The sequence below is a fragment of the Oceanicaulis sp. LC35 genome (assembly GCF_052055585.1).
GTDB lineage: Bacteria > Pseudomonadota > Alphaproteobacteria > Caulobacterales > Maricaulaceae > Oceanicaulis.
The window spans coordinates 2,142,426-2,164,689 of sequence record NZ_CP170485.1 but is presented as its reverse complement, the minus strand read 5'-3'; the positions used below and the strand labels follow the sequence as shown (position 1 = coordinate 2,164,689).

Annotated in this window: 21 protein-coding genes; 10 read left to right on the top strand and 11 right to left on the bottom strand. The window is 63.3% G+C overall.

What is annotated here, in order from left to right; all coding sequences use genetic code 11:
- Positions 1–11: 11 nt before the first annotated feature.
- Entirely contained in the window at positions 12–1,073 is a 1,062-nt protein-coding gene (locus ACFELO_RS10405; RefSeq protein WP_440957701.1) for a strictosidine synthase family protein, read from the bottom strand.
- 171 nt (positions 1,074–1,244) lie between these two features.
- Here ACFELO_RS10405 and ACFELO_RS10400 point away from each other — a divergent pair, with 171 nt between their 5' ends.
- Positions 1,245–2,174 carry a type IV pili methyl-accepting chemotaxis transducer N-terminal domain-containing protein gene (locus tag ACFELO_RS10400; RefSeq protein ID WP_440957700.1) on the top strand — a complete coding sequence of 310 codons (930 nt, stop codon included), beginning with the start codon at positions 1,245–1,247 and terminating at the stop codon, positions 2,172–2,174.
- Between the two features lie 16 nt (positions 2,175–2,190).
- On the opposite strand, the gene ACFELO_RS10395 is transcribed toward ACFELO_RS10400, so the two are convergent.
- A complete protein-coding gene (locus ACFELO_RS10395; protein WP_440957699.1) occupies positions 2,191–2,634 on the bottom strand; it encodes a MarR family winged helix-turn-helix transcriptional regulator in 444 nt (147 codons plus the stop codon).
- A gap of 150 nt (positions 2,635–2,784) precedes the next feature.
- Between ACFELO_RS10395 and ACFELO_RS10390 the strand changes: the two genes are divergently transcribed.
- Entirely contained in the window at positions 2,785–3,570 is a 786-nt protein-coding gene (locus ACFELO_RS10390) for a glucose 1-dehydrogenase (RefSeq protein WP_440957698.1), read from the top strand.
- Here the strand turns inward: ACFELO_RS10390 and ACFELO_RS10385 are convergent.
- The 4 genes from ACFELO_RS10385 to ACFELO_RS10370 form a co-directional block, all read right to left on the bottom strand.
- Positions 3,567–4,244, bottom strand: a complete 678-nt coding sequence (locus tag ACFELO_RS10385; RefSeq protein WP_440957697.1) for a class I SAM-dependent methyltransferase — start codon at positions 4,242–4,244, stop codon at positions 3,567–3,569. The genes ACFELO_RS10390 and ACFELO_RS10385 overlap by 4 nt on opposite strands.
- A gap of 12 nt (positions 4,245–4,256) precedes the next feature.
- Positions 4,257–4,796 carry a peptide-methionine (R)-S-oxide reductase MsrB gene (msrB, locus tag ACFELO_RS10380; protein WP_440957696.1) on the bottom strand — a complete coding sequence of 180 codons (540 nt, stop codon included), beginning with the start codon at positions 4,794–4,796 and terminating at the stop codon, positions 4,257–4,259.
- Positions 4,797–4,881: 85 nt separating this feature from the next.
- Positions 4,882–5,808 carry a 4-hydroxybenzoate octaprenyltransferase gene (gene ubiA / locus ACFELO_RS10375; protein WP_440957695.1) on the bottom strand — a complete coding sequence of 309 codons (927 nt, stop codon included), beginning with the start codon at positions 5,806–5,808 and terminating at the stop codon, positions 4,882–4,884.
- An 87-nt stretch (positions 5,809–5,895) separates the two neighbouring features.
- On the bottom strand, positions 5,896–7,260 hold the full coding sequence (locus tag ACFELO_RS10370; RefSeq protein WP_440957694.1) for an NAD-dependent succinate-semialdehyde dehydrogenase: 1,365 nt from the start codon (positions 7,258–7,260) through the stop codon (positions 5,896–5,898).
- Positions 7,261–7,364: 104 nt separating this feature from the next.
- On the opposite strand from ACFELO_RS10370, the gene ACFELO_RS10365 reads away from it, so the two are divergent.
- Positions 7,365–8,129, top strand: a complete 765-nt coding sequence (locus tag ACFELO_RS10365; protein ID WP_440957693.1) for a 16S rRNA (uracil(1498)-N(3))-methyltransferase — start codon at positions 7,365–7,367, stop codon at positions 8,127–8,129.
- 119 nt (positions 8,130–8,248) lie between these two features.
- Complete coding sequence (locus ACFELO_RS10360) at positions 8,249–9,622, top strand: glutamate--cysteine ligase (protein WP_440957692.1); 1,374 nt, start codon at positions 8,249–8,251, stop codon at positions 9,620–9,622.
- Positions 9,623–9,774: 152 nt separating this feature from the next.
- Here the strand turns inward: ACFELO_RS10360 and ACFELO_RS10355 are convergent, their stop codons facing one another.
- Positions 9,775–10,152: an endonuclease domain-containing protein gene (locus ACFELO_RS10355; protein ID WP_440957691.1), complete on the bottom strand. Its 378-nt coding sequence runs from the start codon at positions 10,150–10,152 to the stop codon at positions 9,775–9,777.
- 206 nt (positions 10,153–10,358) lie between these two features.
- On the opposite strand from ACFELO_RS10355, the gene ACFELO_RS10350 reads away from it, so the two are divergent.
- The gene (locus tag ACFELO_RS10350; protein ID WP_440957690.1) at positions 10,359–12,236 is read left to right on the top strand and encodes a peptide MFS transporter; all 1,878 of its coding nucleotides are present in this window, start codon (positions 10,359–10,361) and stop codon (positions 12,234–12,236) included.
- Between the two features lie 50 nt (positions 12,237–12,286).
- On the opposite strand, the gene ACFELO_RS10345 is transcribed toward ACFELO_RS10350, so the two are convergent.
- From ACFELO_RS10345 to ACFELO_RS10330, 4 genes are all read right to left on the bottom strand, one after another.
- The gene (locus ACFELO_RS10345) at positions 12,287–13,213 is read right to left on the bottom strand and encodes an aspartyl protease family protein (protein ID WP_440957689.1); all 927 of its coding nucleotides are present in this window, start codon (positions 13,211–13,213) and stop codon (positions 12,287–12,289) included.
- Between the two features lie 108 nt (positions 13,214–13,321).
- Positions 13,322–15,409, bottom strand: a complete 2,088-nt coding sequence (locus ACFELO_RS10340; RefSeq protein WP_440957688.1) for a TonB-dependent receptor plug domain-containing protein — start codon at positions 15,407–15,409, stop codon at positions 13,322–13,324.
- A 115-nt stretch (positions 15,410–15,524) separates the two neighbouring features.
- Entirely contained in the window at positions 15,525–16,937 is a 1,413-nt protein-coding gene (tldD, locus tag ACFELO_RS10335) for a metalloprotease TldD (protein ID WP_440957687.1), read from the bottom strand.
- Positions 16,938–17,024: 87 nt separating this feature from the next.
- Positions 17,025–17,633: a tetratricopeptide repeat protein gene (locus ACFELO_RS10330; RefSeq protein ID WP_440957686.1), complete on the bottom strand. Its 609-nt coding sequence runs from the start codon at positions 17,631–17,633 to the stop codon at positions 17,025–17,027.
- Positions 17,634–17,940: 307 nt separating this feature from the next.
- Here ACFELO_RS10330 and coxB point away from each other — a divergent pair, with 307 nt between their 5' ends.
- From coxB to ACFELO_RS10305, 5 genes are read left to right on the top strand one after another with little or no spacing between them, the layout of a single operon-like run.
- The gene (gene coxB / locus ACFELO_RS10325; RefSeq protein ID WP_440957685.1) at positions 17,941–18,762 is read left to right on the top strand and encodes a cytochrome c oxidase subunit II; all 822 of its coding nucleotides are present in this window, start codon (positions 17,941–17,943) and stop codon (positions 18,760–18,762) included.
- An 11-nt stretch (positions 18,763–18,773) separates the two neighbouring features.
- A complete protein-coding gene (ctaD, locus tag ACFELO_RS10320; RefSeq protein ID WP_440957684.1) occupies positions 18,774–20,390 on the top strand; it encodes a cytochrome c oxidase subunit I in 1,617 nt (538 codons plus the stop codon).
- A 41-nt stretch (positions 20,391–20,431) separates the two neighbouring features.
- Positions 20,432–21,457: a heme o synthase gene (gene cyoE / locus ACFELO_RS10315; protein WP_440957683.1), complete on the top strand. Its 1,026-nt coding sequence runs from the start codon at positions 20,432–20,434 to the stop codon at positions 21,455–21,457.
- Positions 21,454–21,654, top strand: coding sequence for a protoheme IX farnesyltransferase (locus tag ACFELO_RS10310; protein ID WP_440957682.1), 201 nt, complete (start codon positions 21,454–21,456; stop codon positions 21,652–21,654). Before cyoE ends, ACFELO_RS10310 begins: the two co-directional genes overlap by 4 nt.
- Before the next feature lie 6 nt (positions 21,655–21,660).
- Positions 21,661–22,245, top strand: coding sequence for a cytochrome c oxidase assembly protein (locus ACFELO_RS10305; RefSeq protein WP_440957681.1), 585 nt, complete (start codon positions 21,661–21,663; stop codon positions 22,243–22,245).
- Positions 22,246–22,264: the final 19 nt, after the last annotated feature.

Sequence of the window (22,264 nt, the reverse complement as noted above, 5' to 3'; positions counted from 1 at the left end):
GGGCAGAGAATCTATGGGGCTGCAGAATAGGGGCAGACCAGGACGTGGGAATCAAACACCGCACCCAGCAGAAGCTGGTCTCCGACGCGGGTCGCCACGGAGGTTGAATCAATCGCTTCGCCGGAATCGGCGAACACGGTCGTCCAGTCGCCCGTCGCCGGATCAACTCTGACAGCTTGGGACGGGGCGTGCGACGTCGGGTCTTTCTGATGCGCCAGGAAGTCAAAGACATTCACATTGCCCGCGATATAGAGCGCGCCGTCTGAACCGACCTCGATATTATCAAGCCCGAGCGGGACGGGGTGGCGGGCGGTGCGGGTCAGATCGCCGGTCGCCGGGTCCCTGTCAAAGACGTGCAGCGTGCGGCCGATAAAGCCAGCGCCATAAAGCTCGGACCCGTCAGCGCTGACATTGACGCCATTGGCGTAGGCGAAACCGTCAGCCGCAATGCGGCCGTCCTGGCCGTCATAATAGCTGATGGATCCCAGCGGCAGGCCGAGAAACGCCTCCAGATACCCCATGGGCGTGTCGCCGAAATAGACGTCATTGCTGGCGTAGAACTGGGTTGGCCCGACGCCGACAATATCGTTCGGCGAGCGCAGGGCGTCATGACTGACCGTTTCCAGATGCGACAGCGCGCCATCGTCAGCCACGTCATAGATCAGCACCTGATGGCCCGTATAGGGATGGCTGATGACGAAGAGGCGACCGATGGATTGTCCGGCGTCATCCTCGCCGCGCCACAGGCTGATGCCATGGGGGCGGAAGTCGGCCGGTGCGTCGATGGAGACCAGACGCACGCTGTCAGGGTTCTGAGGGTCAAAGGCGTAAATGCCATTGCGCGGATGCATTTCACCCGAGCGTCGCTCGGCGGCGGAGACGAAGGCCAGACCCGAGACCGGGTCAAAGGTAACGTCTTCGGTCCCCGGCGCGATCTCGACCGGCGTGCAGGCGGCGTTGTCGGTGTACTCAGGATGGCTCAACGTCCCGCTGGCGCGGGTGACCACATATCCGATCCGCACCAGCGTCAGCGCCAGAACGATACCGATTACGCTCAGAACAATTCGCATCATGACCTGCTCCCCCAGTGTCTGTATCGGCACGTTAAGGAGAGATGGGGTGAGCGTCTAGCAATCGCGAACTGGTCGGAAATCCTGCCAGGCTGGGCGCTTCACACAATTTTAGGCCGACACGACCGAGGCTGAGGAGTGATACTCGGGTTATTCAGAACCGGATGAGGGGCCATGACACTGCCGCAGCTCAGACGCCGCTATCTTGTGAGCTATGGGATCGCCATCGGGCTGATCTTTATCGTTTCGGTCTTCGCGCACCTGGCGACGCTGCATGCCGTGAGCCATGAGCGCGGCACGGCGGAAATCGTCAATGTCAGCGGCAAGCAACGCATGCTGAGCCAGAGGCTGCTGGCTCTGGTGGAGACCCAGAGCGGCCAGCGTGCGCAAGAGCAGAATAACGCGCTGATACGCGCTACGGCGGACGAGTTGGAGACCGCGAACGTCCGGCTTCAGGCGCAAGCTGAGGCGATTTCGTCCGGGGATGTGCGCGATGAGCTGATGGTGTTGTTCAACGAGCCTGAAGCCGGCATCACGGCGCTGATCTCTGAGTATGTGGGGATTGCACGCAGCTCGCTGGAGGGCGGTGCGTCAGTCGAGCAACGACAGCGCATGGAAGACCTCGCTCTGGGCGAAATGTTTGTGAAGCTGCATCACGCTGTCGCCTTGTTCGAAGAGCATGCCGAGCTTGGACTGAACCGGATCAGCCGTATCCAGCTTTTTCAGGTGGCTCTGATCCTGCTCATTCTTGCCGGTGAAGCCGTCTTCATCTTCCGGCCGCTGCTGAACAAGACCGTCGCAGCCATGCAGACTGAGCAGGAAACGCGTCAGATCGCCGAGGACGCCTTAAGGTTCCAGACCGAGACGCTGGCGTCCAAGAGCCGTTTCCTTGAGCAGATGAAGACGACCTTCTTTACGCCTCTGGCCGAGGCGCAGGAGAAACTGGAGCTGGCTGTCAGCTCGGATGCCGACAAATCTCCGGAGCTGGTGCGGGACGCCAAGGATGCCGTCACCTTCGCCGCCAAGCGTGCGGTTTCTCTGACCCGATCCTATGAGACCACGTCGCATAACGCGCCGCAGGCCCTGTCAGCGACGGGAAAGTAACGGGGGCGGAACCTGATCAGGAGGTCGGGTCCGTGTCCGTCGCCAGACGGGTCAGGGCGTCATAGACGATGGCGGCGTCGGTCTCGCCCAGCTTTTCATCGAGCTCTGCATTGAAGCCGCGCAAGACCTGATCCGCGCGCTCGGCGGCGCGCCGCCCGGCTTCGGTCAGGTCCACGAGCGCGCCGCGCTTGTCGCTTGAATCCTTGCGCTTGATCACCAGACCCGCCGTCTCCATCCGGTTGATCAGTCCTGTAACGGCTGGCGCACCAAGCGCCAGCACCTCGCCGATCGAGCCCAGACGGCGCTCGCCCCGACGCAAGAGCAGGAACAGCACGGCCGACTGGCTGGCGGTGACATTGGCTTCAGCGCGCAGACGCGCATCTGCTTCCCGGCTCAAGCGCCGGGCCGCGATTTCGATCAATAAAAACAGTCGCCGGTCAACGGCGCGAACGCGTGCCATGGGGGGAAAGCTGCCGCGATTCATTCGTGTGTGAAAGACATCAAGGGCGGGCGGTGCGCTGTCCCGCTGTGCGATTTCTTCACGCCGCCCCTTTCCAGAGCGCCTGTTTGCTGGTTGCTTAAGCGCTTATTCAAAAGCGAGGCGAGCATCATGTCTGTTTCCAAACTTTTCGACCTCACCGGCAAGACCGCCGTTGTCACCGGCGGTACGCGCGGCATTGGCGAGATGATCGCGACGGGCCTGCTCAAGCAAGGCGCGCGGGTCTTCATCACCTCGCGCAAGCCCGATGCGGTGAAGGCGGCGCAGGAGCGCCTGTCCGAGCATGGCGAGGTTCATGCCCTGCCGTCCGACCTGTCCACGAATGAAGGCGCTCAGGCCTTTGCGGACTGGCTGGCGGACCAGACCGGCGCCATCGACATTCTGGTGAACAACGCCGGGGCCACCTGGGGCGCCGCGCTGGAAGATTTTCCCGAGGATGGCTGGGACCGGGTGATGGATCTGAATGTCAAATCCATCTTCTTCCTGACCCAGAAGCTGCTGCCTCGGTTGCAGGCTGGCGCCAAGGCGTCGGGCCGGGGCCGCATCATCAATATCGGCTCCATTGAAGGTCTCAGCGTTCCGATGATGGAGGACAGCTACGCCTATCCGGCCAGCAAGGCGGCGGTGCACCATCTGACCAAGGTGATGGCGCGGCGTCTGGCGCGCGACAAGATCACCGTGAACGCCATCGCGCCGGGCCCGTTCGAGAGTAAGATGACCGCCTTTATGCTGAGCCAGCAGGAAGGTCGGGATGCGGTTGCGGCGAATATTCCGCTCGGCCGGATCGGCACGCCGGATGACATGATCGGTCTGTCAGCGTTTCTGGCGTCAGCCGCGTCGGACTATGTGACCGGGCAGATCATTGCGCTCGATGGCGGCTACGCCAATCTGCGCTAGTCCATCTCGGGCAGACCGCGGGGCTCGGCGCTGAAACGCCAGACCCGCGCCGCGCCCACATCCTGATCTTCAAGATCGCCGGCCCGGGGCGCGTTGAACCGGGCGGCGATGCCGAGTTTGTCCTTGGGCAGATAGGCGCGGCCCGGATCGCCGATCAGCACCAGCGCGCCGCGGTCATGAAGGCTTTCGAGCCAGTGGGTGATCGCGGCGCCCGCTTCGGTCTCGTAGAAGACATCGCCCGCCAGCACCACGTCCCAGCCATCATCACAGCCGACCAGATCAGCGTGCAGCACCTGCATGTCAGCATCATTGAGGCGGGCGTTCGCGCGGGCGGCGTGAACGGCGAAGGCGTCAATCTCGGTCCCGGTCACAAGGTCTGCGCCCGCTTTCGCTGCGGCAATGCCCGCCACGCCGCACCCGCAGGCGAAATCCAGCACGCGCTTGTCCTTCACCAGCTCCGGCTGATCGAGCACCAGCCGCGCCAGCGCCTGCCCGCCGCCCCAGGCGAAGGCCCAGAAGGGAGAGGGCAGGCCCTGCGCGATCAGCGCCTCTTCCTCCTGCCGCCACAGATCGCTCTGCGGATCGGCGAGATGAAAGCGCAGTTCCGGCGTCAGCGGGGCAGAGCCGATGCGGGTGTGGTCCTTGAGGACGATGTCGGGCGTCAGGGCGGTCATGCCGCCCCGATACTACGCTTCCGCGCGGGGAATAAAGGTCAGGGCGATGCCGTTATTGCACCAGCGTTGGCGAGTGGGACGCGGCCCGTCCTCAAACACATGGCCCTGATGGCCTTCGCAGCGGGCGCAATGATATTCGGTGCGCGGCGTCCAGATACGGTAATCAGGCTTGGTGGCCACGGCGCCGCGGATCGGGCTCCAGAAGCTCGGCCAGCCGGTGCCGCTTTCATATTTGGCTTCAGATGAGAACAGCGGCAAGGCGCAGCCTGCGCAGACGAAAATCCCGTCGCGATGTTCGCGGTTGAGCGGGCTCGTGCCCGCGCGCTCGGTGCCTTCCTGACGCAGGACACGGAATTGCTCGTCATTGAGCCGCTCATGCCATTGCTCACGTGTCAGGCTCATGAAGTCCACATCCTCGGCGCCCCAGGGGGTGATGCCGGGATGGTCGAACAGCTCGACCTCCAGACCTTCAATATCGCTTTGCCCGAGAGCCGGGCTCGCAAAGGCGGCAAGGCCGGTGGCGAGAAACAGGCGGCGGCTGAGCGCAGTCATGGTGGGGCCTCCTCTTGGCGTTACCCCAAGAGTTATGGCGCGCGGGCCTTTTGGCCAGTCACATGACGGTGAGAGGCGAGTGAGCCTAGATCGCGCCCAGAAGGAAGGCGCCGGTCAGAAGGAGGCCCGTGATCTGGTTCGCCTTGAACCGGCGCAGGCATTCACGGCCATCTGACGGGTCGAGCTTGCGTGCTTGCAGCAGCAGATGCGCCGCGAAGACCGCAAAGGCGGGCGCGAACATCAGACCGGCCCCCGCGAAGACCCCGGCCAGCGCCGCGAGCGCTGCGCAGACGAGATAGAAGGCCAGAACGCCGAGGGGGATATTACCGCCAAGCGCGCGGGCGGAGGATTTGACCCCCACCATGGCGTCATCCTCCATGTCCTGACAGGCGTAGATGGTGTCATAGCCCAGCGTCCAGAACAGGTTCGCGACATAAAGCAGAATGATTTCAGGCGCGAAGGGCGTACCCAGGGCCGCCGCGCCCGCCACCGGAACACCCCAGTTGAAGGTCAGGCCCAGCCAGGCTTGCGGCCACCAGGTGATGCGCTTCATGAAGGGATAGCCCGCCACCAGCACCAGCGCGCCAAGCCCCGTCAGAATCGCGGGCCAGGGCAGCTGGACCAGCACCAGAAGCCCGACCAGGCATTGCGCGACCAGAAACGCCCAGGCCTGTTTCAGGCTCACCGTGCCTGCGGCCAAAGGCCGGTCGGCGGTGCGGGCGACCTGGGCGTCGATATCGCGGTCGACAATGTCGTTATAGGTGCAGCCCGCCCCGCGCATCGCAATCGCGCCAACGCCAAACAGGATCGCCCAGTACAGATCGAGCCAGTCGAGCCCGGTGCTGACACTGGCGAGCGCCAGTCCCTGCCAGCACGGAATCGCCAAGAGCCAGAACCCCACGGGCCGGTCATAGCGCGCCAGCCGCAGATAGGGGCGGAGGGAGGAGGGCGCGCGATCCACCCAGCTTATGGGCACGGAGTCAGCGACGCGGCGATCAGGGGCGATAGTCATGGCGCATCGATAGCGCGCCGCGCGCCGGACTGAAAGAGGATGAACGTCGCGGGGCGGGTGGAAATTCCACCCGCCCCGTGTTCGGGCCTAGTCCAGCCCGGTGATGGCGATGGTCTTGGGGTTGGTGAAGGCAAGCAGGCCTTCGCGCGCCAGCTCTCGGCCATAGCCCGATTTCTTCACCCCGCCGAAGGGCAGGCGCGGATCAGACGCCACCATCTGGTTCACATAGGTGGAGCCAGCCTCAAGGTCGGTGCACGCGGTCTCGATCTCATTTTTGTCTTTCGACCAGAACGACGAGCCAAGGCCGTAGGGATGGTTGTTGGCAATGGCGATTGCGTGGTCGAGGTCTTCGGCTTTGAACATCAGGGCGACGGGGGCGAAGATTTCAGAGTCATGGCCCGGCGTGCCGCGTGGGATGTCGGCGAGGACCCCCGGCGTCAGGAAGGCGTGATCCTTGCGCTCGGGCTCGAACAGAACGGTAGCGCCGCCCTTGATGGTCTCTTCCACCAGCTCATAGACCTCGTCGGCGGCTTCCTTGCTGGAAAGCGGGCCGATATCGGTGCTCTCATCCATCGGGTCGCCGACGCGCAACTCCTTCATCGATTGCACGAATTTGGCGGTGAAGGCGTCATAGACTTCCCTGTGGATGATGAAGCGCTTGGCCGCGATGCAGGATTGGCCATTGTTCTGGGTGCGGGCGGTGACGGCGGTTTCCACGGCCTTGTTGATATCTGCGCTGGGCATGACGATGAAGGCGTCCGAGCCGCCCAGCTCCATGACGGAGGGCTTGATCGCCTTGCCTGCGAGCGAAGCCACGGCGGAGCCTGCGCCTTCAGACCCTGTCAGGGTGACGCCGCGAATGCGGTCATCAGTGATGATGCTTTCGGTCTTGTCCGACCCGATCAGCAACGTCTGAAAGGCGCCCTCGGGGAAGCCGGCCTTGTCCAGAACTTCGGCGATCTTGAGCGCGCTGCCCGGCACGGCGGAGGCATGCTTGAGGATGCCGGGATTGCCCACGACAAGATTGGGCGCCGCAAAGCGGAAGACTTGCCAGAACGGGAAGTTCCACGGCATCACGGCGAAGACCGGCCCGATGGGCAAATGATAGAGGCTGCACTCGCCTTTTTCGGGCGCAGTGATGGGCGTGGGTTTGAGCATGTCCGGCGCTTCATCCGCATAATAGCGGCAGAGCCAGGCGCATTTCTCCACCTCGGCGCGGGCCTGCTTGATCGGCTTGCCCATTTCCCGGGTCATCAACTCGGCGATTTCATCGCGTTGGTCATCGAGCACATCGCCTGCCTTGCGCAGGGCATCGAGCCTTGCGTCCATCCCCATGGCCTTGAGCTTTTTCACTGCACTCACTGCGCGGGTCATCGCCGCTTCAATGGCGGCCTGCCCATGGGTTTCCGCTTCAAAGACGGTTTCGCCGGTATAGGGATTGATGGACTTCATGGCGGGGCTCCTGTGGCCGGGACGGTTACGGGTGCGAACATCGGCTGGCGTGCGACGACATTTCAGAGCTTGAACGTGGGCGCCGTCCAGCTAGAACGCAATTCATGAGTGTCGAACCGCGTCTTTATATCGATGCGCCGCTCGCTGGGGGCGCCGTGCTGGATCTCGATCGGGACCAGGCCCACTATCTCGTCAATGTCATGCGCCGCAAACAAGGCGACGGCGTCCGGCTGTTCAATGGCCGGGACGGCGAATGGCGCGCCGAAGTGGCGAGCGCAGACAGGAAACGCGCCAGCCTTCAGATCGTTCAGCAGCGGCGCAGTCAGAGCGCCGCGCCGGACATGGCGCTTTATTTTGCGCCGGTGAAGAAGGCGCGCACCGATTTCATCGTCGAGAAAGCGACCGAGCTGGGCGTCGCCTCGATCACGCCTGTGATCACCCAACGCACCCAGTCCGAACGCGTGCGCACCGATCGCATGCAAGCGCTGGCGCGCGAAGCCTCTGAACAGACCGAACGCCTCGACCTGCCGGTGATCCATGAACCGGTCAGCCTGACCCGGATGCTGGAAGGCTGGGATGCGGCGCGCACGCTGATGTTCGCTGATGAGAGCGGGGACAGCCAGACCGAGCCCTGGGGCGGCGAGCATGGCCGCGCCCGCCCGATCGCCCAGGCGCTGGCTGGCCGCGAGCGCGGCGGTCAATGGGCGATGCTGGTGGGGCCTGAAGGCGGATTCTCGGTTGAGGAACGCACGCTCCTGCATGCTCAGACTTTCGTCCTGCCCGTCAGCCTCGGCCCGCGCATTCTGCGCGCGGACACAGCGGCCGCTGCGGCCTTGTCTGTCTGGCAATCCATGCTGGGCGACTGGTAAGCGATCACGGATTCTCTCACACCCTTGTGACCGAAAACCTGTTTCCCTGCTTGCCGTAGGGGATACGGGCGCCTAACTGTGCGGCCACACGAATTGGCCTGGCGGGGAGACACGCACCCATGAGCGGCACGTATAACGCAGGCGGCGAAGGCGCCCCGATCGAAAGCAAGGCCCAGCTCATCGGCCATATCGCTTCGGGCGAAAAACCCTCAGATCAATGGCGTATCGGCACCGAGCACGAGAAGTTCGGCTTTGCGCTGAAAGATCATGCGCCGCTGCCCTATGAGGGCGATGGCCCGGCCGTGCGCAAGCTTCTGGAAGGGCTGACCCGCTTTGGCTGGCAAACCATCGAGGAGAACGGCAAGCCGGTTGCGCTCAAACGCGATGGCGGTTCGATCACCCTTGAACCGGGCGGCCAGTTCGAACTCTCCGGCGCGCCGCTGGAAACCCTTCACGAGACCTGTCGTGAGGTGAACACCCATTTGCGCGAAGTGCGTGAAGTGGCCGATGAGGTGGGCGCGGGCTTTCTGGGCCTCGGCTTCTCGCCGAAATGGTCTCTTGATGAGACCCCGATGATGCCCAAGGACCGCTACAACATCATGAAAGCCTACATGCCGAAGGTCGGCACGCTGGGCCATCAGATGATGTTCCGCTCCTGCACCGTGCAGACCAATCTCGATTTCGCGTCCGAAGCGGACATGGTCAAGAAGATGCGCGTCTCGCTGGCGCTGCAGCCGATCGCGACGGCGCTGTTCGCCAACTCGCCCTTCGCGGACGGCAAGCCCAACGGCTTTCTCAGCTATCGCGCCCATGTCTGGACCGACACGGATAACAACCGCACCGGCATGCTCCATTTCGCCTTCGATGAAGGCTTTGGCTATGAGCAGTATGTGGACTGGGCGCTCGACGCGCCGATGTATTTCGTCAAGCGCAATTCGGTCTTCCAGGACGCGACGGGCCTCAGCTTCCGCGACTTCCTGAAGGGCGAGCTGCCGCTGCTGCCGGGCGAGCTTCCGGTCCTGTCCGACTGGGAAGATCATCTCTCCACGCTCTTCCCTGAAGTGCGCCTGAAGACCTTCCTCGAACAACGCGGCGCGGATGGCGGCCCGTGGAATCGTCTCTGCGCGCTTCCGGCCTTCTGGGTGGGGCTGCTCTATGATCAGAGCGCGCTCGATGCGGCCTGGGATCTGGTGAAAGACTGGACCGCGGAAGAACGCGACGCCATGCGCCTGGGCGCCGCGAAGACCGCGCTGAAAACCCCGTTCCGCAATACCACCCTGCAAGAGATCGCCCAGCAGGCGCTCGCCATCTCCCGCTCCGGCCTCAAGGCGCGCCAGCGCCTGAACGCCCATGGCGAGAACGAAGCGCTGTTCCTTGATGATCTCGATGAGATCGCCAAGACCGGCATCAGCCCCGCCGAACGCCTGCTCGAGCGCTATCACAGCGCCTGGGGCGAAAGCGTCGAGCCGATCTTTGAAGAGGCGGCTTACTGAGGGCTGAGTCAGCTCGCAAACAGTCATAGAGCGCCACCCCCATCCCTCTCCCCTCCCTGAGGGGAGAGGTTAGGTGAGGGGTGAACGGCGTTTCAGCTGGCTCACATCTGACTGATTGAAGCGCACCCCCTCACCCTGCCTCTCCCCCTTGGTCAAGGGGGAGAGGGGTTCTGTCGGCGTTGCTTCAATGAGCGCGCGATTTCGAGAATCTGATCGCCCAGCATTTCGGGCGCTTCAAAGACTTGTGTGTTCCAGAACCGAAGGACTTGCCAGCCTTGGCTTTCTAGCCATGTTGTTCGGCTCTGGTCGCGGCGCTGATGGGCGGGAAGATTATGCTGGCCGCCATCCAGTTCGATGATCAGACCGATTTCCGGGCAGGCAAAGTCAGCCACATAGGCCCCGATTGGATGTTGACGCCGAAACTTCAGCCCATCAGGCCTTTGCCGCATCAAGGACCAGAGCTTGCGCTCGGCGTTGGTCATGTCCCGGCGCAAACGACGTGCTGTGGTGATGGGTTTTCTGGACGCCATACGCGCACTCTATCGCGAGAAGCGCATAACCTGAAAGATGCGCCACCCCACCCCTCCCCAATACCCCCACTGCCGCAAAGCCCTTGCGACTCCCGGCCCCGCGTGGTGTTTTGCGCGGTAGTAAATTCTTCACGAAGTCGATCACGGTCCTTCTCAACTGACGCATGAGGGGCGTCGGGCCGTGACAGGGGGAGGGACCTCAGGTCATGTTACTGATCATTGTAGGCTTTTTGATCACGGTCGTTACCGCCGTGCCGGTTTTTCTGGAGATGCGCAAGCATCCCAAGGGCCTTCACATTCTGTTTTTCGCCGAGATGTGGGAGCGCTTTTCCTATTATGGGATGCGCGGCCTGCTGATCTTCTATCTCACCCAGCACTTCCTGTTCTCGGACGGGGAAGCCAGCTCGCAATACGGCGCCTATACCGCGCTGGTGTACCTGCTGCCGCTTCTGGGCGGGTATCTGGCGGACCGGTATCTGGGGAACCGCAAGGCCATCGCCTTTGGCGCCCTGCTGCTGGTGGCCGGTCACGCGACCATGGGCATTGAAGGCGAGCCGGCTCGCGAAGCCCTGATCTATGAAGGCCAGCAATACGAGCTGATCGCGGAAGGCCGCGGCTCGAACCGCTCGGTCATGATCGAGGTGGATGGCGCGGAATACAGCTTCTCGGCCAACTCCGAAGGCGATTTCCAGATTGCTGAGCTGCCTGCAAGCGCGTCCATCCCGGCTGTGCTGCCGCAAGGCGAGTTCGAGATCGAGCGCGTTGAACGCGACCGGATGTTCCTGAACATCTTCTACTTCGCCCTGGCTCTGATCATCATGGGCGTGGGCTTTTTGAAGGCGAACATCTCCTCCATCGTCGGTCAGCTCTATGAAGAGAACGACCCGCGGCGTGATGGCGGCTTCACCCTGTATTATTACGGCATCAATCTGGGCTCCTTCTGGGCCGCCATCCTGTGCGGCTGGCTGGGCGAGACCGTGGGCTGGTGGGCCGGCTTCGGCGCGGCCGGCATCGGCATGCTGCTGGGCTTTGTCGTGTTCGTGCGCGGCCGGGCGCTGTTCTTCCTGCCGGGCAAGAACCTGCTCAGCCATGTGGGCAACCCGCCGAGCCTTGAGAAGCTCAAGGCCAAGGCGCTGGGTCCGCTCAACACCGAATGGCTGATCTATGGCATCGGCCTTGTTGGCGTGATCGTGGTCTGGTTCATGGTTCAGGCGCATACCATCCGCTTCACCCTGCCGGGCATGGGCGAGCAGGACCTTCTGGCCTTGTTCCTTCTGATCGGGGGCCTCGGCTTCCTGGGCTATGTGGTCTTCTACATGGTCAACAGCTGCACCAAGGTGGAGGCGCAACGCCTGATCCTGGCGCTGATCCTGATCATCGTCTCGGTCGTGTTCTGGGCGCTGTTCGAGCAAGCCGGTTCGTCCATGAACCTGTTCGCTTCGCGCAATACCGACCTGTCGGTGGGCGCGTTCGAGATCACGGCGTCACAGACGCAATCGTTCAACGCCGGCTTCATCCTGATCTTCGCACCGATCTTCGCGGCGATCTGGGCCTTCCTCGCCAAGCTGCGCAAGAACCCCAACACCCCGCTGAAGTTCGCGCTCGCGCTGGTTCAGGTGGGTCTGGGCTTCATGCTGCTGGTGTGGGGCGTCCAGTTTGCAGGCGATGACTATCGCGTGCCGCTGATCTTCCTCGCTGGCGCCTATCTGTTGCACACCACCGGTGAGCTGTGCCTGAGCCCGGTGGGCCTGTCGGCCATCACCAAGCTCAGCCCCGGCGCGGTGGTCTCCACCATGATGGCGGGCTGGTTCCTGTCCTCGGCCTTCGCGCAATACGTGGCGGGCATCATCGCCACCTTCACCGCGACCGACACGGTGGCGGGCCAGGTGCTCGATCCTGAAGCCGCGCTCAACGGCTATGCCGCCGTGTTCGGCTCGATCGGCCTCTTCGCCATCGTGCTGGGCGTGGTGTTCGGCGTCTTGAGCTTCTGGCTCAAGGGCCTCGGCCATGGCCGTGCGGAAGACCAGATCGATGCCAAGGCGGAAGCCGCCGGCCCCGATCAGGACGCACGTGACCTGCTCTAGACGGTCCTGACTGTCGATGAAAAGCCCCGGAGCCTGGCTCCGGGGCTTTTTTAATGGCTGAGCTGGCTGCGGCGTTCGCCCGGACAGCGCCAGTCGGACGGTCCGGGCTCGATCTGGGCGGCGCCGCTGCGATAGTCGATGGTCAGCGTTGTGTTCTGCAACAGATCCAGCCCCACGATCATGGCGGGGCGGTTCTCCCATCCCATGGCCCGGAAGACATCGAGGTCGGCTGTGTGAATGGTCATGCGGCCCAGACACAATCCGCCCAGCTGGAATTGCCGGATGACGACGCCCTGATCCGTCTCCACCGTGTCGGGAATGCGAGAGACGCTGCCCACGGTGAGGACGCGGATCATTTCCCGCTGGCGCAGGCGCGCGGCAAGCCTGTCATTGACGATGGTGATGGGCGAGCCGGTGTCGATCATCACCGCAATATCGTCCTCCACGCCGCGGGCGCGAGCGGCGCCGGTCAGCACTTGCCGCCGCGGATCGATCCGGGCGTCGGCGTATTGCGGGGGTTCGGCCTGAAGGTTGAGGCGTGCGCGCGGATAATCGAGCTCGATCACGCGCCCGGCAAAGGCGTTGCTGCCCAGCAGGCCGAAAATTTCAAGCTCAAGATCCGGCGGGGTCGGCGTGACGACCGTATCCACTGAATTCAGCGCGTGAGGGCCCAGACTAAACTTGATCAGGGTATAGCGTTCGGCCTGAACCTCCGCCGTCAGGGTCTGCACGTCATCAAGATGCTCGCGCGTGCTGATGAAGCCATGGGCTTCAGCAAGACTCTGGGCGATGGCGGTATGGCTGGCTCCGGTATCCGGCACGAACGGGTAGGGCCCGTCCTCGCCGATAAAGACCGGCGCCACATAATAGCCTGACGGGCTGCGCAACAGCTCCAGGGTGTCCGGCCGGGCGTGGGCGCTGGCGGACAAAGCCGAACACAGGGCCAGACCCAGGCAGACGCGTTTGACGGCGTGCATGACGACCTCCTCCCGGCAGGTTCGCCAGATCGCTGCTCGCCCGGCGTTCGCCCTGCCTGATTCAGTCTACCAGACTGGGTGTTGTGCCGGCATTACAAATCGGGAAGGTCAGAAGGCGCCACGGACGCTGAGATAGACCTGCGGTCCGAAATCGAAATAGCGCTGCTGACGCAGGCTTTCGACGCCATCCGCCCGTGATCCGTCATAGAAGATCCGGTCCTGTCGTTCGGTCGTGTCCAGCACGAAATCGGCCCCGAGGCGGGTCGTCAGGCCGAACCAGCGTGTTGTTTCCACATACAGATCGAGATCGCCGCCGGGATGCTGGATGTTCGTGAAGCGCCCGACGCGATAGGAGGCGGCGTCAGACAGGTAGAAGTAATCCCAGCCCCAGGCGATCTGCTGTTCGGGGAAGGTCTGACGGAAGTCAAAGCTGAGCTCCCATTCCGCAATACCGGACCAGGCGCGATCCTCGCCGGTGACCGGGTCGGTGACATTGGAGTCATACCATTCCACGAACCCGTCCAGCGTGGCGTTGCGCAAGCCCAGCCAGCCCAGCGGGCTGGTCCATTCCAGCGTCACCCGGTTCAGGGCGCCATCACCGATATTGCCCGGCGCGTCAAAGATCTCGGTGGGGGTGATAATGGCGATGTAATCGTCCAGATCCTGCCGCCAGACCCGACCCAGCGTCAGAGTGACAGAGGCGTCCTCGTTGAAGCGCTGCTCGAACTCGGCTTCCAGCGTCCAGTCGGTCTGGGGGCGATAATCGGGATTACCCACATCGACCTGATCGGAATTGAGGTCCACCGAGCTGGCGAAATTGCCGAAATCGAGCTGGTCCACATTGCGCTCGATCCCGATGCGCAGGCGGCGCTGCTCGCCCGGACGCCAGGTCGCGCTGGCGCGGGGCTTGAGATAGGTGAAGGTGCGGGCCTGGCCGCTGGGGCCGGACTGGGAAATCTCGCTGTATTCATAGCGCAGCCCGCCTTCCAGCGAGAGCGTGTCCGAAAGCACCCAGACCGTGTCGGCGAACAGCTCGCCGCGCACTTCCTCGACCCGGGTGTCGCTGACGGGCAGGGGGATGGGCACATATCCGCCGCCGGTATCCTCGAACAACGCCAGGCTGGCGTCGAGCGCGTTGAACGCGGCCTCGGCGCCGAAGGTGAAGGAATGCGCCTCTGACAGGGTCCAGTCGAAGCTGTGGCGCAGCGCGGTCTCTTCCTCGGCGTTCTGATAGAGCACCTGAGCCCGCTCCACGCCGGCTGACAGCGTGTTTACGCTTTCCTCTTCCGGGCCATTATCCGTATCCGAACGGGTCAGCAGGAAGGTGGTGGTCGACGCCAGCCCTTCCGCCCAGTCCCGCTCCACGGTCGCCGACAGGCCCGCCTCCCAGCTGCGCTCATTGGCTTCCTGGGTGATATAGGCCTCGGGCTGGCCAGCGCCGTCATAGGCGAAGCCGGAAATGATCCGGCGCCAGGCGACGAATTCGGCATTGGCGTTGACGCGAAGCCGGGTGTTCTCGCCAATCGGCCCGGCATAGCTGATCGAGGGCTCGATCTCGCGATAGCGGCGCTGGTCGTTGTAACGCTCACTCGAAAGGCGCACGCCGTCGGGCGATTCGGAGATCACGGTCCGGTCATTGGCCGGACCCCAGGTTTCCCAATTGAGCCCGAGTGTGATCTCGCCCGAGCCCACAGGGCGGGTGATCGAGCTTTCCATTTCCGAGGCCAGTCGCGATGAATTGTTACGCGTCAGCGTGTGCTCGAAGCTCGCACGCGTGCCTGAGCCCTCAACCAGAATGACATTGGCGAGCTGGCTGTAGCCGCGCATGTCATATTCAGGCAGGGGTTCGCGGATCAGCTCGATACGCACGACCTGATTGGCGGGGATGCGCTGGAGCACGGTTCCCAGACCCAGCGTCTTGTCGGACGGGCGCTCCCCGTTGATCAGAAGATTGCCAAAGGCATCCGCCAGACCTCGGCGACCGGTATCCCCGTCAGAGAGGGAAAAGCCGGGCAGACGGTTGATCATGTCGCGCGCGGTGACGGGGCTGAATTCGGTGAAGAAGCTGGCGGGGTAGGCGAGGATGGCGCCATCGGCCTCGCCTTCCGCGATCACCGGCTCGGGAGCGTCATCGCCGAAAGCAGGGGCGGTCGCAGCAAAAAGAAGGGCGAGCGAAGTCGTCCGGGCAATCATCATCAGTCCAGCCTTGCAATTCAAAGTCAGGCGCGAGGCTAGGGGGTATTGTCAGGAATTTCTTATTACAAGGTGGTAAGTGACTACTTTGTAAGATGATCTGGCGGAGTTTGCGGGCTCAGCCCGTGCCGCCGACCGTCAATCCGTCAATGCGCAGGGTGGGTTGGCCCACGCCCACAGGCACGCCCTGACCGGCCTTTCCGCAAGTGCCGACGCCGGGATCAAGCTGCATGTCATTGCCGATCATCGAGATCCTGGTCAGCGCGGTCGGGCCGTCACCGATCAGCGTGGCGCCCTTGATGGGCTCGCAGATCTTGCCGTCGCGCACGCGATACGCCTCGGTGCAGCGGAAGACGAACTTGCCCGAGGTGATGTCCACCTGACCGCCGCCGAAATTCTTGGCGTAGATGCCGTCTTTCAGGCTTTCAAGGATTTCGCCCGGGTCCCGATCGCCCGCTTCCATGATGGTGTTGGTCATGCGCGGCATGGGCGGGTGGGCATAGCTTTCACGGCGCCCGTTGCCGGTGGGCTCAACGCCCATCAGGCGCGCATTTTGCCGATCCTGCATATAGCCTTTGAGGACGCCGTCCTCGATCAGCACGGTGCGGCCGGTCGGCGTGCCTTCATCGTCAAAGCTCAAGGAGCCGCGACGATCGGGAATCGTGCCGTCGTCCACGACCGTGACACCCTTGGCGGCGACCTGCTGGCCGACCTTGCCGGAGAACGCCGAGCTGCCCTTGCGGTTGAAATCGCCTTCCAGACCGTGCCCCACCGCTTCGTGCAGCAGGATGGCGGGCCAGCCCGGGCCCAGCACGACCTGCCATTCGCCCGCCGGCGCATCTACGGCTTCCAGATTGACCTTGGCCACGCGTAGCGCTTCATCGGCGAGGCCCTTCCAGGCGCCGGGCGCGATCCATTGATCAAAGGCGGCGCGACCGCCTGCGCCCGCCGAGCCGGTTTCGCGGCGGCCCTGACGTTCACAGGTCACCGACACATTCACGCGCACCAGCGGACGCACCTCGGTGCGCACATCGCCGCCCGTGCGGACAATGCCGATCACCCGGCGCGAGGCGGAGACAGAAGCGGAGACCTGGACCACTTCAGGATCCTTGGCGCGCAGATAGGCGTCGATCTCGGCGAGCAGGGCGGATTTGGCTTCAAAGCCCGGCTGGGCGATGACGTCCACATCCTTGTAAAGGGTCTGGTTGGCGCGGGACGGAGAGGGCGCCATCACCGCGTCGCGCCCCTGGCGGGCGGCGCTGGCGGTTTCACCGGCGCGCTTGAGCGCGGCCAGGGTGGGGTCAGACGAGTGGGCGAAGCCGGAGGCCTCGCCGAACACGCCGCGCAGGCCAAAGCCGCGTTCGGCGTCGAAATTGGCGACCTTCAGCCGGCCATCGTCAAAGGCGAGGCTTTCAGAGGCCGAGGTTTCCAGGAAGAGCTCGCCGTCATCCGCTCCGACCAGCGCCTCGTCGAGCACGCGGCCCGCATCATCGGCGTCAAATTCAAAAGCGGTGAACGGATCAGTGGTCATGACGGCTCCTGCACGTGGCGGTAGGCCTCATACATAGACCGTGAGTCAGCTCAGTGCGAGGGGCGCGGACAGGCGCGCCCGTCGGCTTCAGCCCTGATGCCAGATGAAGCGGGCGGGTTGCGCCGCCAGCGTGACATTCTCGGGGTCTTCCTGCGCCGCCTCGCTATAGGCGGCGTAGGCGTCCTCATAGCGGCCCAGGGTTTCGAGCGCGATGCCGGTGTTGAAGGCGACGAGGGCGGGGCTCGCGCCCAGATCGCGCGCCTGGCGGGCGGTGTCGATGGCCGCTTGCGCCGAGCCGGTGGCGATTTGCGCCGCCGACAGGTTCAGCCAGGCTTCAGCCAGTTCCGGAGACAGCTCGACAGCTTCCTCAAGATCGGAGCGCGCCTGGATGTTCTGACCGCGGGCCAGCAGCATGACAGCGCGGTTGGTCAGGACGCGGGCGCGGGTCTCGCCGGTGACGGAGGCATCGCGCAGCAGAAGATCGCAGGCGCCAAGCGCGCGACCGGTTGCGCCGGCATCGCGTGCGCCAGCCTCGCATTCATAGCGCGGATCCTCGTCCTGACCGAGCGCGCGCCCGGAAAAGGCGAAGGAGATCGCCAGCGCCAGAAGCGCCGCCATCGCCAGGCCGCAAATGCCGCCGGTCAGCGCCTGCATGACAGGACGGTTGGAACGGGTGTGAAAGCTATGTGTGGTCATGAATCCGGCCCCCTCAGACTTCATCGTGTCCGGGAACGTTAGCAAAGCCTGAATCAGGCGGCCAGACTTTCATGCGCACAAGGAGGTGGAAAAAGACGGCCAAGTGCGACAAAAAGGCGCTCATGCTCGATTGGCTCGCACGCCATTGCAGTTTATATCGTGCGGAATTCAGAGGTGGCGACGAGTCGCCGCAAGTGACGTTTGACCGCACCTCTCATCGAACGTCGCCAATTGGACGATAGAACCAGGACTTGGGGGAATTATGCGATTCTCGGCCATACTGGGCGCCTTCGCCGCCCTATGTGTAATGACAGCCAGCGCTTCGGCCACTGTGATCGGCGCGCCTGTCGACGGTCATCTTGGGCTGCAGGAAGCGGTCACCCCGGTGAAGGAGAACATCGAGGTTTTCCACGCCATGGTGCTGTGGATCATCTCGGCGATCACCCTCGTCGTTCTCGCCCTCTTGGTCTGGGTGATGGTCCGCTACAACAGCAAGCAGAACCCTGAAGCCAAGAAATTCAGCCACAACACGCTGGTTGAAGTGATCTGGACGGGGATTCCGATCCTGATCCTGGTCGTGATCGCGGTGCCGTCCTTCAAGCTGCTGTACCTGCAGGACGTGATCCCCGAAGCGGACTTCACCATCAAGGCGACGGGCAACCAGTGGAACTGGACCTATACCTATCCGGACCATGGCGGTTTCGACTATGTCGCGAACATGCTGGCCGATGAGGACATCGCCGCTCACCCGTATTCAGCGCTGCGCAACCTGTCGACCGATCTGCCGGTCGTGGTGCCGACGGGCGCGACGGTGCGTGTTGAAGTGACCGCGTCCGACGTGATCCACAACTGGGCCATGCCGGCCTTTGGCATCAAGATGGACGCCATTCCGGGCCGTCTGAACGAGACCTGGTTCGAAGTTGACGAGCCGGGCATCTATTACGGCCAGTGCTCTGAACTGTGCGGCCTGCGCCATGCCTTCATGCCGATCGAGGTTCATGTGGTGCCTGAAGAGGTGTTCACCGCATGGGTGGAAGCGGCCAATAACGACCCCTACACGGCGCCGGACGTCCTGGCCGCCTATTACGATGACGTGCGTGGCGGAGCCCGCCTCGCTTCCATCCAGTAAGGAGAGATCAGATGTCAGAAGCTGCTGCGCATCACGACGATCACACCCCCAGCGTCTGGGATTGGAAGCGTTGGGTGTATTCCACCAACCACAAGGACATCGGCACGATGTACCTCATCTTCGCGATTTTCGCGGGGGTGATCGGCGGCGCCATGTCCGGCCTCATCCGTTGGGAGCTCGCCGAGCCGGGTCTCCAGGTCTTTAACAACGGCTTCTGGGGCAACGAGCATAACTACAACGTCATCACGACCATGCACGGTCTGATCATGATCTTCTTCATGGTCATGCCCGCCATGATCGGCGGTTTCGGCAACTGGTTCGTGCCGCTGATGATCGGCGCGCCGGACATGGCCTTCCCGCGGATGAACAACATCTCCTTCTGGCTGCTGCCCTTCTCCTTCATCATGCTGTTCGCATCGATGTTCGTGCCGGGCGCAGGCGGGGACAACGGCTTTGGCGGCGGCTGGGTGATGTACCCGCCCTTGTCGACATCAGGCCATAACGGCCCGGCCTTCGACATGGTGATCTTCTCGCTGCACATCGCCGGCGTGAGCTCGCTCCTGGGTTCGATCAACTTCATCACCACGATCTTCAACATGCGCGCGCCGGGCATGACCCTGCACAAGATGCCGCTGTTCGCCTGGTCCGTGCTGGTGACGGCCTTCCTGCTGCTGCTCTCGGTTCCGGTTCTGGCCGGCGCCCTGACCATGCTGCTGACCGATCGTAACTTCGGCACGACCTTCTTTGATCCCGCCGGCGGCGGCGATCCGATCATGTACCAGCACCTGTTCTGGTTCTTCGGTCACCCGGAAGTGTACATCCTGATCCTGCCCGGCTTCGGCATGATCTCCCACATCGTGTCCACCTTCTCGCGCAAGCCGGTCTTTGGCTATCTGGGCATGGCCTACGCCATGGTCGCCATCGGCTTCATCGGCTTCATCGTGTGGGCGCACCACATGTACACCGTGGGCCTGAACGTGAACCTGAAAGCCTATTTCGTGGCCGCCACGATGATCATTGCGGTGCCGACCGGCATCAAGATCTTCTCGTGGATCGCCACCATGTGGGGCGGCTCCATCCAGTTCCGCACCCCGATGATCTGGGCGATCGGCTTCATCTTCCTGTTCACCGTCGGCGGCGTGACGGGCGTCATGCTCTCCAACGCCGGCGTCGACCAGGCCCTGCACGACACCTATTACGTGGTGGCGCACTTCCACTACGTGCTGTCGCTGGGCGCGGTGTTCTCCATCTTCGCCGGTTTCTACTACTGGTATGAGAAGATCTTCGGCATCAAGTTCAACGAGACGCTGGCGAACATCCAGTTCTTCTTCTTCTTCGTGGGCGCCAACCTGATCTTCTTCCCGCAGCACTTCCTGGGCCTCCAGGGCATGCCGCGCCGGTATGTGGACTATGCGGACGGTTTCGCACTGTGGAACCACGTCTCGTCCATGGGCTACGTCGTGATGCTGATCGGCATGGCGGTGTTCTTCCTGGTGCTGATCGAATCGATCCTGCGTCGCCGCCCGGCCGAAGCGAACCCGTGGGGCGAAGGCGCAACCACGCTGGAGTGGACCCTGTCCTCTCCGCCGCCCTTCCACCAGTTCAACGAACTGCCGCGCATCAAGTAGCAGTGACGTTGGTCAACCAGACGGAACCGGAAACGAACACCGTGACCGAACTTTCCGCCGATCTTCGCAAGGGCGGCGCTGCAGATGCAGCGCCGCCCCGCGATCCTTCGGACGCCGCGTCGCTGGCGTCCTGGCGAGACTATGTCTCGCTGATGAAGCCGCGCGTCATGACCCTGGTGGTGTTCACCGGTCTGGCCGGCTTTGCGGCAGCTCCTGTTGACGTGAATTTCCTGACCGCCGCCATCGCCATGCTGTGCATCGCTGTGGGCGCAGGCGCGGCTGGCGCGTTCAACATGGCCTATGACGCCGATATCGACGCCATCATGAAGCGCACCCGGCGTCGCCCGGTGCCCACCGGCCGCGTGCCCGCCAATGAAGCCTATGTCTTCTCCGGCGTGATGGCGCTGGCCTCGGTGCTCTTGATGGCGCTGGCGACCAACTATGTCGCCGCGGGCCTTCTGGCCTTCTCCATCTTCTTCTACACGGTGATCTACACCATGTGGCTGAAGCGCTCGACGCCGCAGAATATCGTCATTGGCGGCGCTGCGGGCGCCTTCCCGCCGATGATTGGCTGGGCCGCCGCCACCGGGGACATCACGCTCAATTCCGTGCTCCTGTTCCTGATCATCTTCCTGTGGACGCCGCCCCATTCCTGGGCGCTGGCGCTATACAAATCGGGCGATTATTCCGCCGCCGGGGTGCCGATGATGCCGGTCGCCAAGGGCGCGAAATCGACCCGCTTCCAGATCCTGATCTATACCGCGCTCTATCTGGCTGCGACCGCCGCGCCGATCGTTACCGGCCTGGGCGGCTGGGTGTATGCGGGCGCGGTCGTGCTGGGCGGCGCGCTGTTCGCGTTGCTGGCCGTACGGGTCTTCGCCTCGCGCGCCGGTGACGCCAACGCCGCCGAGGACGAGCTGTACGCCGTGCGTGCAGGCGACAAGGCGGCCCGTGACCTCTTCGCCTATTCGATCGCCCATCTGACCTTGCTGTTCGCGGCCCTGCTCGTAGAGCACGGGGCAGGCGGGTACAAGCCTGTGCTGGCGCTTCTTGGAGGCGGCGCATGAGCGATGATCTGAACCGCCCCGAGACCCCTGACGCCGCGCCCGAGGGCGAAGCGGAGTTCGTGGTGCTGACCGAAGAGCAGAAGGCTGCGCGCAACCGTCGAAACCGCGCCATTGCGCTGGGCCTGTTCGTGTTCGTGGGGCTGATCTTCGTCACGACGATGATCCGCCTCGCCAGCAATTATAACGCAGGAGCCTGATCGATCATGTTCTCCCGTCTCGACAAGAACACCCGGATCTTCGCGATTTGCGGCGTCGTGATCGTGGGCATGGTTGGCATGGCGTACGCCTCGGTGCCGCTCTACAACCTGTTCTGCAAGGTGACCGGCTATGGCGGCACGACCCAGCTCGTCCAGTACGATCCGGGCCAGGTGCTTGATCGCGAAGTGACGGTGCGTTTTGACGCGTCTCGCTCGCGCGGCTTCCCCTGGGAGTTCGAGCCGCTGCAAACCGAAATGCAGGTGCGTGTTGGCGAGACGGCTCTGGCCTTCTACCGCGCCACCAACACTTCTGACCGCCCCGTGACGGGCATCGCCAGCTACAATGTGACCCCGTTCAAGATGGGGCCGTATTTTTCCAAGCTGGAATGCTTCTGCTTTACCGAGCAGACCCTCGAACCGGGGCAATCCATGGACATGCCGGTGATCTTCTTCGTAGATCCCCTTATGGACGAAGACGACCGGCTGGACGATATCCGCACCGTAACCCTTTCCTACACCTTCTGGGAAAGCGGCGACGAGCGGGTCTATGAAACTGCGGAGGCGTCCGGTTCGGATGCTGACGCCCAGTAGCGCTAACGCGCGTGATTAA

Excerpts from the sequence above, each read along its gene's own strand:
- ACFELO_RS10360 (WP_440957692.1), top strand. The coding sequence starts at position 8,249 with ATGAGCGGCACGTATAACGCAGGCGGCGAAGGCGCCCCGATCGAAAGC.
- ACFELO_RS10395 (WP_440957699.1), bottom strand. The coding sequence starts at position 2,634 with ATGGCACGCGTTCGCGCCGTTGACCGGCGACTGTTTTTATTGATCGAA.
- msrB (WP_440957696.1), bottom strand. The coding sequence starts at position 4,796 with ATGACTGCGCTCAGCCGCCGCCTGTTTCTCGCCACCGGCCTTGCCGCC.
- ACFELO_RS10340 (WP_440957688.1), bottom strand. The coding sequence starts at position 15,409 with ATGATGATTGCCCGGACGACTTCGCTCGCCCTTCTTTTTGCTGCGACC.
- ACFELO_RS10350 (WP_440957690.1), top strand. The coding sequence starts at position 10,359 with ATGTTACTGATCATTGTAGGCTTTTTGATCACGGTCGTTACCGCCGTG.
- tldD (WP_440957687.1), bottom strand. The coding sequence starts at position 16,937 with ATGACCACTGATCCGTTCACCGCTTTTGAATTTGACGCCGATGATGCG.
- ubiA (WP_440957695.1), bottom strand. The coding sequence starts at position 5,808 with ATGACTATCGCCCCTGATCGCCGCGTCGCTGACTCCGTGCCCATAAGC.
- ctaD (WP_440957684.1), top strand. The coding sequence starts at position 18,774 with ATGTCAGAAGCTGCTGCGCATCACGACGATCACACCCCCAGCGTCTGG.
- ACFELO_RS10390 (WP_440957698.1), top strand. The coding sequence starts at position 2,785 with ATGTCTGTTTCCAAACTTTTCGACCTCACCGGCAAGACCGCCGTTGTC.
- ACFELO_RS10355 (WP_440957691.1), bottom strand. The coding sequence starts at position 10,152 with ATGGCGTCCAGAAAACCCATCACCACAGCACGTCGTTTGCGCCGGGAC.
- ACFELO_RS10370 (WP_440957694.1), bottom strand. The coding sequence starts at position 7,260 with ATGAAGTCCATCAATCCCTATACCGGCGAAACCGTCTTTGAAGCGGAA.
- ACFELO_RS10330 (WP_440957686.1), bottom strand. The coding sequence starts at position 17,633 with ATGACCACACATAGCTTTCACACCCGTTCCAACCGTCCTGTCATGCAG.
- ACFELO_RS10365 (WP_440957693.1), top strand. The coding sequence starts at position 7,365 with ATGAGTGTCGAACCGCGTCTTTATATCGATGCGCCGCTCGCTGGGGGC.
- ACFELO_RS10310 (WP_440957682.1), top strand. The coding sequence starts at position 21,454 with ATGAGCGATGATCTGAACCGCCCCGAGACCCCTGACGCCGCGCCCGAG.
- ACFELO_RS10385 (WP_440957697.1), bottom strand. The coding sequence starts at position 4,244 with ATGACCGCCCTGACGCCCGACATCGTCCTCAAGGACCACACCCGCATC.
- coxB (WP_440957685.1), top strand. The coding sequence starts at position 17,941 with ATGACAGCCAGCGCTTCGGCCACTGTGATCGGCGCGCCTGTCGACGGT.
- ACFELO_RS10345 (WP_440957689.1), bottom strand. The coding sequence starts at position 13,213 with ATGCACGCCGTCAAACGCGTCTGCCTGGGTCTGGCCCTGTGTTCGGCT.
- ACFELO_RS10405 (WP_440957701.1), bottom strand. The coding sequence starts at position 1,073 with ATGATGCGAATTGTTCTGAGCGTAATCGGTATCGTTCTGGCGCTGACG.
- ACFELO_RS10400 (WP_440957700.1), top strand. The coding sequence starts at position 1,245 with ATGACACTGCCGCAGCTCAGACGCCGCTATCTTGTGAGCTATGGGATC.
- ACFELO_RS10305 (WP_440957681.1), top strand. The coding sequence starts at position 21,661 with ATGTTCTCCCGTCTCGACAAGAACACCCGGATCTTCGCGATTTGCGGC.